A 14,041-nucleotide genomic window follows, 5' to 3' on the forward strand; every position below is an offset into this window, starting at 1 on the left:
GCTGCTTCCGAAGATGCAGCGGGGGTCAGGGGGCCTATGGCCAAGTGCGCCGGCCTTGCAAACCGGACCGGAGGGTTATTCCAGTTCGATCAGCAGGTCTTTTGCGTCGATCTGACCGGCGGGTTGGATATGTACGGCCTTGACCGTTGCATCGCGTTCGGCGTGGATGCCGGTTTCCATTTTCATCGCCTCGATGGTCAGAAGAAGATCGCCTTCTTTCACCTTGTCGCCGGCCTTGACCGCAACAGTGGCCACCACACCGGGCATCGGGGCGCCAATGTGGTTTGCATTGCCAACCTCGGCCTTGGGGTTGGATTTGCTGGAGGCCGCGACCTTGCGGTTGGGCACACGGATCACCCGTGGCTGGCCGTTCAGTTCAAAGAACACCTTGGCCTCGCCATCTTCGCCGGTTTCACCGACGGCCTGAAGCCGGATTTCCAGCTTCTTGCCGGGGTCGATTTCGGCTGTGATCTCTTCGCCCGGCTCCATGCCGTAGAAGAAGGTATGCGTCGGCAGGGTGCGCACCGGACCATAGGTGCGGTGACGGCCCATGTAATCCATGAACACCTTGGGATACATCAGATAGCCGTTCAGGTCCTCGTCATCGACGACCAGCCCCTCAAGCTCTTTCGAGACCTGTGCGCGGACCTCTTCGAGGTCGACAGGCTTCAGATGTTTGCCGGGGCGTTCCAGATTGGGTTTGTCGCCCTTCAGCACCTTTTTCAGAATGCCCTTGGGGAAGCCGCCGGGAGGTTGGCCCAGGTTGCCGCGCATCATGTCGATCACGCTGTCGGGGAAGGCGACATCGGTTTTCGGGTCTTCGACCTGTGACCGGGTAAGCCCCTGACTGACCATCATCAAGGCCATGTCACCGACCACCTTGGACGAGGGCGTGACCTTGACGATATCGCCGAACATCATGTTCACATCGGCATAGGTTTCCGCCACTTCATGCCAACGCTCCTCAAGCCCGAGGCTGCGCGCCTGTGCCTTGAGGTTGGTGAACTGACCGCCGGGCATTTCGTGCAGATACACCTCGGACGCCGGGGCCTGCATGCCAGACTCAAATGCCGCATATTGACCGCGCACCGCTTCGAAATAGTTCGAAATTTCGCGGATGGCGCTGATGTCCAGACCGGTGTCCCGTTCGGTGTGGCGCATGGCTTCGACAATCGAGCCGAGGGTCGGCTGCGAGGTGTTGCCGGAAATCGCATCCATCGCACCGTCAACCGCGTCCACACCGGCCTGTGCCGCCGCCATGATGGTGGCAATTGCCGCGCCGGATGTGTCGTGGGTGTGGAAGTGGATCGGCAGGCCGACCTCTTCTTTCAGGGCTTTGATCAGCGGACCGGCAGCGGCGGGTTTCATCAGCCCGGCCATGTCTTTCAGACCCAGCACATGCGCGCCGGCGGCCTTCAGCTCTTTGCCCATCGCGACATAATATTTGAGATCATATTTGGCGCGGTTCGGGTCAAGGATGTCACCGGTGTAACAGACGGTGCCTTCGCAGACTTTGTTCGCGTCCAGCACGGCATCCATCGCCACGCGCATGTTTTCGACCCAGTTCAACGAATGAAGACGCGGAACACGTCAACGCCGGTTTCAGCGGCCTGTTTCACAAAGAACTGCACCACGTTGTCGGGATAGTTGGTATAACCCACACCGTTCGACGCGCGCAGCAGCATTTGTGTCATGACATTGGGCATCGCCGCACGCAGGTCGCGCAGACGCTGCCACGGACATTCCTGCAAGAAGCGATACGCCACGTCAAACGTCGCCCCGCCCCAGCATTCCACGCTGAACAGCTGCGGCAGATTGGCGGCATAGCTTGGCGCAACACGAATCATGTCGATTGACCGCATGCGGGTGGCCAGCAACGACTGGTGTCCGTCACGCATCGCGGTGTCGGTGATCAACAGTTTCTTTTCGTTGAGCATCCAGTCGGCAACTGCCTGTGGGCCTTTTTCGTCCAGCAGGGTCTTGGTGCCCGGTGCCGGTGCCGCGCGGGAAACCGGCGCTTTTGCCGGTTTCAATTCGGGGTGCGGCATTGGCCGTCCCTGAACCTCTGGGTGACCATTGACCGTGATGTCGGCGATATAGGTCAGCACCTTGGTGCCCCGGTCGCGGCGCTTTTTGAAATCGAAAAGCTCGGGCGTCTCGTCGATGAATTTGGTGGTGTATTGATTGTTGAGGAAGGTCGGGTGTTTCAGCAGGTTTTCAACAAAGGCGATGTTGGTGCTGACACCGCGCACGCGGAATTCGCGCAGGGCGCGGTCCATGCGGGCAATTGCCTTTTCCGGGGTCTGGGCCCAGGCGGTGACCTTGGTCAGCAGGCTGTCGTAATAACGTGTGATCACGCCGCCCGCATAAGCGGTGCCGCCATCCAGCCGGATGCCCATGCCCGTGGCCGAGCGATAGGCAGTGATGCGGCCATAGTCGGGGATGAAGTTGTTTTGCGGGTCTTCGGTGGTGACGCGGGTTTGCAACGCGTGACCGTTAAGGCGGATGTCATACTGGCTTGATTTGCCGGTGGCCTCGGACAGAGACTTGCCTTCGGCGATCATGATCTGCGCCTGCACGATGTCGATGCCGGTGACTTCTTCGGTGACGGTGTGTTCCACCTGGACGCGCGGGTTCACTTCGATGAAGTAGAACTTGCCGGTTTCCATATCCATCAGGAATTCAACGGTGCCGGCGCATTCATAGTTCACATGCGCACAGATCTTGCGGCCCAATTCGCAAATCTCTTCGCGCTGCGCTTCGCTCAGATAGGGGGCAGGCGCACGTTCGACGACCTTCTGGTTGCGCCGCTGGACGGAACAATCACGCTCGTACAGGTGATAGATATTGCCTTGCTGGTCGCCCAGGATCTGCACCTCGACGTGGCGGGCGCGGGTGATCATCTTTTCCAGATAACCCTCGCCGTTGCCAAAGGCGGCCTCGGCCTCGCGGCGGCCTTCCAGGACCTTTTCCTCGACCTCATCTTCGGAGAAGATCGGCCGCATGCCGCGTCCGCCGCCCCCCCAGGAGGCTTTCAGCATCAGGGGATAGCCAACTTCGGCCGCCTCTTTCTTGATTGCGGCAATGTCGTCGCCCAGAACCTCGGTCGCGGGAATGACCGGCACTCCGGCTTCGACCGCAACGCGCCGGGCGCTGGCCTTGTCCCCAAGGGCGCGCATGGTTGCCGCTTTGGGGCCGATGAATGTGATGCCATTGGCGTCGCAGGCATCCACAAAATCAGGGTTTTCAGACAGAAGCCCATAGCCGGGATGAATGGCATCCGCCCCGCATTGCTTGGCGACGCGAATGATCTCCTCGATGCTCAGATAGGCCGCAACCGGTCCCATGCCCTTGCCAATCCGATAGGCCTCGTCCGCCTTGAACCGGTGCAGGCCCAATTTGTCTTCTTCGGCATAGACCGCGACGGTCTTTTTGCCCATTTCGTTGGCGGCGCGCATGATGCGAATGGCGATCTCGCCACGGTTGGCTATAAGGATTTTGGTGAAGTCAGGCATTCCAGGCTTCCGTTTGTTGCAATGCAGCATAACTAGACGTTCCGAATGCCGGGGTAAACAGAAACGGTCTGATTATCGCTGCGAATCGCTTATTGTGTGGGCTTATGGCGCGATAAAAGTCACATTTGGCATGTTGACAATGCGTTCCACGTCCGCGTCGTACATGTCTGTCAGCAGGTCGATATAATCATCAGACCAGCCGGCAATGTCGACTTCTTCGTCAACTTCGTCTTCCAGCGCGTATTTGTCGAGAAAGGCCAGCATGGCTTTGCGTTTCTGGACTTCTGGAATGCCGGGGTGGTCCCGCAGGAAGCCGCGAAACCGCTGCATGCCTTCGGGCGACATGATCCGGGACAGCAAATCAAAGGCCCCGTTGATCTTGGCACCGGATGGCAGACCGGCCAGCGCGCGCACGATTTCGCCCCAGATCAAGGGAGAGTTTCGTTGCACCAGGCGGTGATTTTCAAATCGGGCAGATGTTCCTGCAGGCGTTCAAACAGCTCTGACCAGCGCAGATATGCCGGGTCCGCGCCATTGAGAAAGCTTTGGAAGTCCTGGTGCGGCGTTGTTTCAAAGACCGCTGGCAGCCAGGTGGCCGGGTTGCGCAACCCGATGAACAATTCCAGGGTGTCATCTTTGAACAATCGCTGGGCATTGATCAGCCGCTCATGCGCCTTGGGGTAAAGCAGGCCGGCGCTGATGGCAATCTTGGGCACGCAAAACAGGTGGTCCTGGCTCAGGATAAGGCGATCGAAATTCTCGGCATCCTCATCCAGGATCGTGTCCAGCATGATGTCGCGTGCATCCGGGGCCGGATCTGCCTTGGTCAATGCACCAAGCGCCCCGCTGAGAATCTGGCGGTATCGGCTTGGCCCGGGCACGGCCACACCACGATCCCGCAGAGCATCCGCATTGCGCAACAAACAGCGCAGCAGCTTGTCTTCGTCGGTGGCGTGGGCGCTGGCATGGAGAATAACTTGCATGGAACTCACAGTGTCAACAATTTCCACGCCACTATAGCCCAGCCCGCGCCGGGGAAAACCCGCTTTGCCATTCCTGAAAAAAAACTGTGATTTTCCTCTTGCCCAGAGTCAAATCTGGATTTAAACGGACGCGACGTGCCCCTATAGCTCAGCTGGTAGAGCAACTGATTTGTAATCAGTAGGTCCGCGGTTCGAGTCGTGTGGGGGCACCATCAATTCTCTCCTATATATCTGTTTTTGTTGATATATGTTGATGGTTCTTGCGCGTCTGTATCCACATCCGTATCCACAAGGCGGATGTAGCTATGCGATTGATAGCCGTGAAGTATGTCAAACCTGACCCCCGAAATGGAAAACTGATCTACCGCAGGCGCGTCCCCAAAGCGCTGTTGGCGAGCGTTGGTCAAACAGAGTTCGTCAAGACGCTGGGTCGCACGACCGCAGAGGCGCTGATCGCCTATGGCCCCTTCCACCAAAAAATCGAACACATGCTGGCGTTGGCTAAGAATGGCGTCACGGGGCTTTCGCCTGCTGAACAACGGGCGCGGCTTACGGCCATGCTGCAAGGATGGAATGCAGACCCTTTCAGCCCCGGACGCGACGACAACGAACGCACGTGGCGCGAAGTCAAAGCCGAACGGCTGATCGACCGTTACCAAGACCCCGATACCGGAGAATATCACGGCGTCCCGGATGATGTGGCGGCAACGGCAAGCGCTTTGTTGTCTGGCGTCCCCCAGACGCCCCCCGAACCAACTCTGACAGATGCCTTCAAGTTCTACTTGCAGGAAAACGCCAAGACCTTGCCCGAACAGCGCAAGAAGCAGGTGCAGCGCTTTGCCCGCGCCGAACGCCACCTGATCGCCGCTGTGGGGGCGGACAAGGCCACGTCCAAGCTGACCCGAGAGGATGCCCGCAAATGGCGTGATATGCGTCTGGCGGGCGGCGCATCGCCCACAACGATCCAACGCGAAAAGAACGATCTGAGCGCCGTTATCGGACTGGCACAAAGTGAATTGGACGCGGGCGGCGTCAATCCGTTCAGCAAATTGAAGCTGCCCAAGGCCAAGGTCAGCCGCCAGATGGAACGTGAGGCATTGCCCCCAGAGGTCATTCAGGGGGTCTATGCAGCGCTGCGCCAGAAGCGACCCGACCTGTTGCCCATCTGGACGCTGTTGGACTTCACGGGCGCACGACCAAGCGAGATCAGTCAGCTACAGGCAGGTGAGATTGTTCTGGGCCATCCCGTTCCGCATATCGTGATCCACGAACGCGACGACCGGACGCTGAAAACCTCATGGTCTACCCGAAAGGTGCCCTTGATCGGTCCCGCACTGGACGCCGCAAAGCAAGCCGTGAGGGGCGTGAACGATCCGACTGCCCCGGCGTTCCCGCGTGTCTACGGTGAGGGCGGGATGGACCGGCTGTCAGCGGCCTTGAACAAGCGTATACGGGCATTGACCAAAGACTCGCGCCACGTCTGCTACAGCCTGCGCCACAACATGAAGGACAGGCTTCGGGCGGCGGAGGTTTTCCACGATACCCAAACGGCGATCATGGGCCATGCCTTTGGGCGGGGAGAGGATGCGGCTTATGGTGGAGCGGTGTCGCTGGAACAAAAACGATTCGCACTTGAACGGAGTTTGAACGTCCACTTCTTTGCGCCATGATCTACGTCGAAATCGGCCGAGGCTGTGTGAAAACTCCCCCGCGGCCTCCGAGTGCCGGAACGATGTTCTCGTCAAGCCGGAATCAGTACACGTTCGCCCTCCTTGGGGCCGGAAATTGACGCTCTCCCGGGAAATTATTCGGGCGCGTTGCGCGAAATCTGCGTTTTCACACAGCCTCGGCACATTGGGGCCGCCCGCATTGTTCCTCGTCGCTGCACTGCAGCTTCCCGGAAGCAGAAATTGACGCACAAGCGCAGCAATTTCAATAAGCGTTTGACGGTAATACGGGCGAACTCGGCATTCGCTAAAACTGCACCATTGGCCCAAGCCTTTCAAAGATTGTATTCACTGCGAACTTCAGCGAGGCACCGATTGCGCGATAACTTTGATCTTCCAGTTCTAGTTTTATTAAGTTCTTTGCAAAAAAATGTGTCCCACAGTCTTTTGAAGGTCTTTTCTTCTTTTGAAAAGTCCCAATCCCCTCGCTGTCGCCAGTCAACAGCCCAACGTTTACACATCTCCCCAAACAATTCACGGTTGAATGTGAGCACCAGAGTATCCACAGCTTCGATAGTTCTCTGCAGTAAAGCAAAGTCCACAGCTATCCGAACCGGATTGCTATACCTTCTGGCCTCGATCTGAACTGCGTTCCTCCCGGGCAGGACTCCACCGTTATGGACGATCCCGTGGCGCAAATGACAAGCTATATCGAATTGTTCAAGGGGGCCCTTGAAGCTTGAGTCCTTCAATTCGAAACTCAAGTAACCTCGGGCGGCTTTAACAAGCTCGGCTTTGGAGCTGAAAGACAGGTGTTCGAACGCGCTCCTTCTGAATTCTGCATGCCCGTGCCAGAGCACTCCACCAAGATTTATCTGCTTTTCCGCAGCCACCTGCCGACAGATGGGACATGATTCCAGTGTCACCGATAATATAGAACGAAAGTATGCTTCTGCCGCTGAAACCGAGCCCAGCAAGAGCAAACCTCCTAGGTGCTGGTTTTCAGACAATCGTTTCGCTGTTCCATATGAAAGTAAACTGCGTGAGTGCTCAACATATGCGTCGATGGGGCTTGGAAATTGGGTCTCTTTCAAAAATGCGTCTATCGAACCGATGCTGCTCGAAGAAGGCGCAGCATTCACGTAATCTACGATAGAGAAGTTCATGATACGTGCTCTTCAGCATGTCCAACAATCCTCTGAGCTCGTACTTTTCCAACATAGGGAATGCCAAGCAATGCCTCTCTGTTGGCATCAATAAGGATATCGCGCACTTTACGAATGCTGGAGTTTTTCTTGATCCGCGTTTCCATTCGTTTTGAAATGGGAAGGACCGATATGTCCTGTTGCACAAGTGCTTCATACGTCGAAGACGGCTTGAGTTGCTCACCACAGTTGGAACAGAATCTGGCTTCAGGATTGCTTCGGGGAGTTGAGCAAACATGGCATAGAGGTAGCGAGAGGACGAAATCTTCGGCACCGACCCCAGCGGTTTCGAGGATTGATGTCGTCGTAAGTCGGGGCCAAGCTTGATGCTTAGGAGCGCGTATAACCTTTAGAAAAGAGGAAATGGATTTGGTCCTGCTGCCCACAATGATGTTTTCAGTGGTAATATCACCGGTGTGAACTTGATAGTGCTGGAACGAGCCCTTTTCACCTTTCAATATTGATCCTGATGGCATGATAAGACCGGAGTACTGTAAAAACCCAAATACCTTATCGATATCCGATCCGACAGGTGTCTTGATGGCAAATTGGAATCCCTGTTTTTCTAGTGTTTTACCTTTATTATATTCTTTTATTTGAGAAAGGATGGCTTGATAAACCTTTGATCCATTTCTGACATAGCTTTCGTAAGAAGGGAGCTTTGCAGTCAATGAATCAAAGACCGCGTGCGACATATCCCGTCCTGCTCGCGACAGGCGCAGCACTTTGTTTTTATTCAACGATCCATCTGACGTCGTATAGGAATCGGGAGAATTGTAGATAGATCTTAGCATGCCCAAAAAACCTCTAGGAATGCCAAATGACGCATGGGCTAGAAATCTAATATCTTCTTCATTCTTGGAAACAAAATCGAGCCCGGTGCCCTCAAACCTCTTTTTAGCGAGTGAAACCATAAAGTCTTCATACTCAATTCCTGAAGGCCTTACCCAAGCGTCAATTTGTTCGGCATCATGACCAACATGGAAGCTGGCCGAATGAGACGTGATTCCAGGATATACAGCTGCCTTTGGTGAAATTAGGCGTGATTTTATAGCTCTGAAAAAATCGAAGAAATCTTCTTGTTGTTTCTCCGAAAATGAATGCGCCGCGTCATCAATCAAGATGACTACCCTCCTCAGACCATTTTCAACAGAAAGGTCATCTACAAGCTCGGAGAGGAAGCTAATGGTGAATTGTTCGACTAGGTCTCCGTCGGCCCGGCTAGCTTCAAGTGCATCGATTAACCTAGTAATCTTGGCCTTTGACGGGAAGTCACCCGGCAGTGTAAGACTGTCTGATTGTTCTTCTGTGTCCCAAACCGCCGCAATCACCTTCAGAACTAACCAAGCTTTAAACCAATACGAAGCGTTTGGCCCGCTCACGTAGAATGGCTCAAGCTTCAGTGCTAGCTTGAAATTCACGTAAATCGGAACCGCTTTTTCCGCATCATTTTCAAGAATCCGATAGAACGCTTTGCGCATCAGGGTGCTTTTGCCGCACCCTCTGGGCCCGATTAGCAACTTTGCCCCGCCGCCCATCAGCTTCTTTAGGATACTGGCCTCGTTCGGGTGTTCAGCGGCAAGTAATAGAAACTTGTCTCTGTCGATATACTCCGCCTGCTCAACGAAGTTCTCTTCGAATGGTAGCACTTCATTTGGTTCGTCAGTCAGGCCAGTTGACGTCATTTCTTCGCATTCCTATCTAATACAAACAATCGCTTCCGACCTCATTTCAGAGCCTTCCGATCGAATTACCCATTCGAAACGGACGGGGTTCAGACCAAGCAGCCTTTCCTGAGCAGCATAGTTTTGCAAGTCCATTTGGGTCGTTGGACCATGATCACTCCGATCATTTCAAGCCTTCTATGTCATTATTCGTCGCGGACGCTACAATGCGTTCAGCCTACATTCGTAGCACCGAATGATCGATATCTAAGGGCTGAGGTATCACATGCTCTGCGAATGTCTAAGCCTTTGCTTGACTTGCGGGGCCCGGTAGCGCTCAGGCTGTCTGAACGAATTGAATGTCCGCTTCATAAGTCGACGGCTTGTGCGTTCCGCTTCTTCAGCGAACTTCCGATTCCCGCCCTATTTTTGGGTCGCATTTCTGAAGCCCCAACCGCTCTATCACTGATCACAGGTTTCCCCCCATGCCCCTTGCACACGCGCCCGCGAGGGTGCCGTGGGGTGTGACCTTGTAGGGGGCGGGGTGCTTGACGGTCCATCGTGCGACCGTGCGGGATGGGGAAATCGTCAGGCCGGGGGTGGGGAACTGTGGCCCGACAGGGTGACCTGTCTCAATAGGGCAAGCCCCAGTGAGTCGTCTCAGTCACACCTCGAAAGCGTCTCACAAGAATGTCTATTGACGTTTTGAGGCAATCAGCAGAGAACATCTAAGACCCGTGTGATACAGTGAGGCATCGCCATGACCCTTGAGACCATCCCCGACCGCAGCGACACCCAGACGGCCCCGCATACGGGCCAGATGATCGGATACGCCCGCACGTCCACCCTTGACCAGAAGGCAGGGCTGGAGGCCCAACGCCGTGATCTTGAACGGGTCGGATGCCAGCGGCTCTTCATCGAACAGGTGTCGTCGGTCGATGTGAAAGAACGGCATGAGCTGGCGCGGGCGCTGGATCACATCCGGGCGGGGGATACCCTTGTCGTGACCCGTCTGGATCGTTTGGCGCGGTCATCGCAGCACCTTTTGGAGATACTTGAAACGCTCACCGCCAAGGGTGCTGCGCTGCGTATCCTCAATATGGGGATCGACACGGGCACCCCCACGGGCAAGCTGATGCTGACGATCATGGGCGGCGTGGCAGAGTTTGAACGCGAGATCATGCTGGAACGCCAGCGCGAAGGCATCGCCAAGGCCAAGGCTGCGGGGAAATACAAGGGCCGCAAGCCGACCGCACGGGCGAAGGCCGATGAAGTCATAGCACTGGCGGCAGATGGGGTCGGCGCAACCGAGATTTCCCGGCGTCTGGGCATAGGGAGGGCGTCTGTTTATCGGATACTTGGTGACAGGAAAGTTTGAATCAAGATTTCAATGTCGCGCAGGCAGGGGAGCTGTTAGCCTCTGACAAAGCTCACGAATCCGAAAGTTGCATAGAATTGGAATACCCGCCCGCATCAATTTAGGGTTGCCCCAGTTGGAGAACCTATTTGGTTTCATTCGACCTGTCCTCTCGTTCTCACACCTGACAGATAACCCAGAGACGCGAGCATTTTGAGAAATACTACCCCCGTCCCGTTGGGATCGTTAAAATTGGCTGGTTCGTTATCTTTCGGTGCGCCTTTTGGTTCGAGATCACCTGACAGAACAAACGGAATAGCGGACTGACCCCAGCACCTGCAAAGCCATAAAGGCTCGCCGGTTTTGCCCCCTCAAAGGGCTCCTCATCCTGGGCCAATCGACAGAACGCCCGCCCTTGAGGCGGCGCTAGACGACCCCTCCCCCCGCAAAGTACCCCCCCGAGTTCCGCTTGGGGGGCTTCTTGCGTTCACGCCCAACGTCACCCTCGTGGGCTTCCCCTCATACATCTGCATTCAAGGAGCATCCACATGCAGCCTATCAACCCCCGTGCTTTCGCACGATCCGCAGCCGACCAGATCATTGCCCGTGACTTTGGGCGGGTCTATGGCGTCACAACTCTGACCGAATACTTCGACCTGATCGACCGCCGAAGCACGGCACATTTGATCCAATGCCAGGCAAACCGTGTTATCCGCACGGCTGGCCACCAGCGCCGCAAAGCCCGCCTGACAATCGAAGGCGGACAGCTTTTGGTTTCTATCCCGATGAACGACCCGCGTTCCGGTCGTCCTGTCTGGGCCGTGACAGATTTCGGTATCTGGATTGACCTTTTGGAAGGCGGTTTCGATGCGGCTTGGGTCTACAATCACAAGGGCGAAAACCGCCGGTTTGGTCAGGTGCGCATCGCTGTGCCGGTCGCGGCTGGTTATCAGAAAGCGGCGGTTACCCGGATCATCACCAACGCCAAGGCAGGTCAACAAGCCCGGACACGGGATGGCAACCCACTCAACCTGCGGCGTTCCAACCTCTACATTCTCGGCCAGCCCGGAACAGCACAGGGCCGCGTGGGTCGCGCCAAGACTGACACTCTGGGCAACTACAGGGCGTCCGTAGAAGTGCGCCGGGCGCTGGCCCGTAAAAGCCGTGGCGCGGCCGACCAATGAGCCTTGACCCTATCGAGGGCTTTGCGATGGGGGGTGCGGGCGACCGTGTCCCTTCAACGACCCGGGATTGCCCCAGCTGCGGTTCCAGATTTCAGCCGCGCCGAAAGAACCAGATGTATTGCATCCCGGCTTGTCAGAAGAAGGCCAGCCGAAACAGTGCTCGTGGGTCAACGTCCGCCAGTGACAGCCCCGACCGCCGGTATGTGAAGCGCCGTCAAAGGGCCACCTTGGCATGGTTGAACGAAACCTACCATGCGACCCCGCCAAGGCAACGTCTGGGGCTTCTCAAGGCCTGGCTGGACGCGGCCCGGGGCGGCGATACGCATCTGCGGTGCGTTCTGTCCCGACCAGACTTCACCAAGGCGGACCACGACAGAGCCACATGTTTCCGCAACAGCCGTGCTTATCCCCCTGTGCCGTATCTGGCAGATCGGTTTGCCAAACGTCTTCTGAATTGCCGGGTCTGGGATTGGGTGTCAGGCCGCGCCGGTGAACCTGAAACAGGCAAGGTGGAAAACAGCCCAGTGCCGCACAGTGACCAAGTTCGAGAAATCCACCCTCACCCAAGGGGGTCGGATAGACCGGCAACAGCCTGCTACGAACAAGACCCGGCGGCGTTCCTGCAACGTATCCGGAATATGCGACTGGCGCAGGAACGGGCGGGGCGGAACGGCTAATCCGCCCTCACCCAGTATATATAGGGGACATTCCGGGGTTACTTCCGGGGTGTCCGGACGACCGAACAAGAGCGATGGCGGCACAATCCACCCTCACCCAATATATATAAGGGTGCGTTGCGGGATCGTCGGGGGTGGCCTTCAAGATGTCGATCGGTCGGGGATCACCTGACAAAGAATAGATGTGACAGGATACCGACCCCGGCACCGCAACGAACATGACGGATGACTGGCTCGGAGTTGTGAGGGTGGATCATCGGTCGGAGATCGTCCGACAAGACACTCCATCTGGGATACAGACCCCGGCACATGAAAGACTATCAAAGCTGGCTGGGTCTGTTCCCTGTAATGGGCTTCTTGTTCTGGATGACCCGACAGACCGACCACCTTAGAAGACACCTCAAACGACAACATGGGTCTGGCCAAATTCGTCCCCTTGAAGGTTCCCCCGAGACAGTCCGTTCCCCGTCCGATGGTCTTCCCTTGATCGGCCTAATCCTGTATCCGGTGGAAGGGTGACGACCAGTCCACTTGTGGGTTTATTCCACGACCGGCGGCACCTTCCTTCTGACAGATGTAACCATCGCCTTGGAGGGCACGACCATGACCATACAATTCGAGAAATCCCCGCGCATCCACCGGCATGAGCCATGGGTCTACCTCATCCGCTGGCCCGGTGAATGGCAACTGTGCCTGCCGTCATGGGCTGTGCGGCTGACTTGGTAAGCAGACCGCAAAGAACCGGGGAAGGTGTCACCATCGCACCTTTCCCGCGACCACATGGCAGGGACTCTGAGCGGTGATGTGAGGGGCTTGCGGTGCAGCCTATGCGGCCCTGCCCAGCGTGTTAGATCGAGCCTTAGGGGCCTCTGAGAGCTTACCAATGCCGTCTGGGTGCTAATATCGGGGCGGCGTGATCGCGCTAGACCCCGCCACGATTGCCAAAGGCATTCCGAGGGTGGAAGTCTCCAACATCGGCCTGCGGCTGTATCCACATTTCACTACACAACAGCCAAAACCGTTGCTAATAATTGAGTGTAAACAAAGGATTGTGGATACGGCAGAACCCGTGTGGGGGCACCATTTTCTTATCCAAAATCATCCAATGACATCCGATTAACCCTTGTTTATAAGGGTTTCGTGATCACCCTTTGTCCGATGCTGTTTAGCTGCATCCGATACAATACCCCCTGATTGGGGGTGATTGTGGGGGATATCAAATTTGAGTCGGCAAAGTGATACCCCCAACCATGCCATTGTCAGGTATTCAGGTCCGCAACCTTAAGCCCCGTGAAAAGGCGTTCAAAGTCTCTGATTTTGAGGGATTGTTCGTGTTGGTAAAGCCGAACGGCTCCAAACTTTGGCAGATGAAGTACCGGCTTTACGGAAAAGAGCGCCTGCTTTCGATTGGCGTGTATCCAGACGTGTCCTTGGCACAGGCCCGCAAGGCCAAAGACGAGACGCGCGCCAAAGTCGCGGCAAAGATTGACCCCAGCGAAGCCAAGCAAACCGAAAAAAGGGTGAAGCGGGAAGAAGCGGGGCAGACGTTCGAAAAGATCGGTGCTCAGTTTTTGGAAAAACAGCGCAAGGAGGGCAAGACAAAGGCCACGCTGGACAAGACGGCATACCATCTGAAACTTGCCAATAGCGATTTTGGACGTCGCCCGATAACCGAGATCACCGCACCAATGATTTCTTAAGGCCCTGCGAAAGGTTGAGGCGAAGGGTAACTATGAAACGGCCCACCGCCTGCGGGCGCGGATCGGGTCTGTGTTTCGCTAAGCCGTCG

Annotated in this window: 9 protein-coding genes, 1 tRNA gene and 1 pseudogene; 6 read left to right on the top strand and 5 right to left on the bottom strand. The window is 56.2% G+C overall.

Annotation, left to right across the window (positions count from 1 at the left end; all coding sequences use genetic code 11):
* Window positions 1–75: 75 nt before the first annotated feature.
* The 3 genes and pseudogenes from AC0L4F_RS10040 to AC0L4F_RS10050 form a co-directional block, all read right to left on the bottom strand.
* Window positions 76–3,515, bottom strand: a pseudogene (locus AC0L4F_RS10040) (pyruvate carboxylase).
* A 102-nt stretch (window positions 3,516–3,617) separates the two neighbouring features.
* A complete protein-coding gene (locus tag AC0L4F_RS10045; RefSeq protein WP_244687968.1) occupies window positions 3,618–3,947 on the bottom strand; it encodes a hypothetical protein in 330 nt (109 codons plus the stop codon).
* Window positions 3,944–4,498 carry a hypothetical protein gene (locus AC0L4F_RS10050; protein ID WP_244687970.1) on the bottom strand — a complete coding sequence of 185 codons (555 nt, stop codon included), beginning with the start codon at window positions 4,496–4,498 and terminating at the stop codon, window positions 3,944–3,946. The genes AC0L4F_RS10045 and AC0L4F_RS10050 overlap by 4 nt, the downstream gene beginning before the upstream one ends.
* 137 nt (window positions 4,499–4,635) lie before the next feature.
* On the opposite strand from AC0L4F_RS10050, the gene AC0L4F_RS10055 reads away from it, so the two are divergent.
* Window positions 4,636–4,710 (top strand) — tRNA-Thr (locus tag AC0L4F_RS10055).
* A 93-nt stretch (window positions 4,711–4,803) separates the two neighbouring features.
* On the top strand, window positions 4,804–6,168 hold the full coding sequence (locus AC0L4F_RS10060; RefSeq protein ID WP_244687972.1) for a site-specific integrase: 1,365 nt from the start codon (window positions 4,804–4,806) through the stop codon (window positions 6,166–6,168).
* Between the two features lie 332 nt (window positions 6,169–6,500).
* On the opposite strand, the gene AC0L4F_RS10065 is transcribed toward AC0L4F_RS10060, so the two are convergent.
* Entirely contained in the window at window positions 6,501–7,331 is an 831-nt protein-coding gene (locus tag AC0L4F_RS10065; protein ID WP_244687974.1) for a hypothetical protein, read from the bottom strand.
* On the bottom strand, window positions 7,328–9,055 hold the full coding sequence (locus tag AC0L4F_RS10070; protein ID WP_244687976.1) for an ORC-CDC6 family AAA ATPase: 1,728 nt from the start codon (window positions 9,053–9,055) through the stop codon (window positions 7,328–7,330). Before AC0L4F_RS10070 ends, AC0L4F_RS10065 begins: the two co-directional genes overlap by 4 nt.
* 739 nt (window positions 9,056–9,794) lie before the next feature.
* Between AC0L4F_RS10070 and AC0L4F_RS10075 the strand changes: the two genes are divergently transcribed.
* The 4 genes from AC0L4F_RS10075 (at window position 9,795) to AC0L4F_RS10090 (ending at window position 14,034) form a co-directional block, all read left to right on the top strand.
* Window positions 9,795–10,412: a recombinase family protein gene (locus AC0L4F_RS10075; protein WP_244687978.1), complete on the top strand. Its 618-nt coding sequence runs from the start codon at window positions 9,795–9,797 to the stop codon at window positions 10,410–10,412.
* 527 nt (window positions 10,413–10,939) lie between these two features.
* Window positions 10,940–11,575, top strand: a complete 636-nt coding sequence (locus AC0L4F_RS10080) for a hypothetical protein (RefSeq protein ID WP_244687980.1) — start codon at window positions 10,940–10,942, stop codon at window positions 11,573–11,575.
* A gap of 1,927 nt (window positions 11,576–13,502) precedes the next feature.
* Window positions 13,503–13,952, top strand: a complete 450-nt coding sequence (locus AC0L4F_RS10085) for a tyrosine-type recombinase/integrase (RefSeq protein ID WP_244687982.1) — start codon at window positions 13,503–13,505, stop codon at window positions 13,950–13,952.
* Between the two features lie 4 nt (window positions 13,953–13,956).
* The gene (locus tag AC0L4F_RS10090; protein WP_473446469.1) at window positions 13,957–14,034 is read left to right on the top strand and encodes a phage integrase central domain-containing protein; all 78 of its coding nucleotides are present in this window, start codon (window positions 13,957–13,959) and stop codon (window positions 14,032–14,034) included.
* Window positions 14,035–14,041 lie beyond the last annotated feature (7 nt).

The sequence above is a fragment of the Marinovum sp. J2-8 genome, from assembly GCF_055808435.1.

Excerpts from the sequence above, each read along its gene's own strand:
- AC0L4F_RS10050 (WP_244687970.1), bottom strand. The coding sequence starts at position 4,498 with ATGCAAGTTATTCTCCATGCCAGCGCCCACGCCACCGACGAAGACAAG.
- AC0L4F_RS10070 (WP_244687976.1), bottom strand. The coding sequence starts at position 9,055 with ATGACGTCAACTGGCCTGACTGACGAACCAAATGAAGTGCTACCATTC.
- AC0L4F_RS10075 (WP_244687978.1), top strand. The coding sequence starts at position 9,795 with ATGACCCTTGAGACCATCCCCGACCGCAGCGACACCCAGACGGCCCCG.
- AC0L4F_RS10060 (WP_244687972.1), top strand. The coding sequence starts at position 4,804 with ATGCGATTGATAGCCGTGAAGTATGTCAAACCTGACCCCCGAAATGGA.
- AC0L4F_RS10080 (WP_244687980.1), top strand. The coding sequence starts at position 10,940 with ATGCAGCCTATCAACCCCCGTGCTTTCGCACGATCCGCAGCCGACCAG.
- AC0L4F_RS10085 (WP_244687982.1), top strand. The coding sequence starts at position 13,503 with ATGCCATTGTCAGGTATTCAGGTCCGCAACCTTAAGCCCCGTGAAAAG.
- AC0L4F_RS10065 (WP_244687974.1), bottom strand. The coding sequence starts at position 7,331 with ATGAACTTCTCTATCGTAGATTACGTGAATGCTGCGCCTTCTTCGAGC.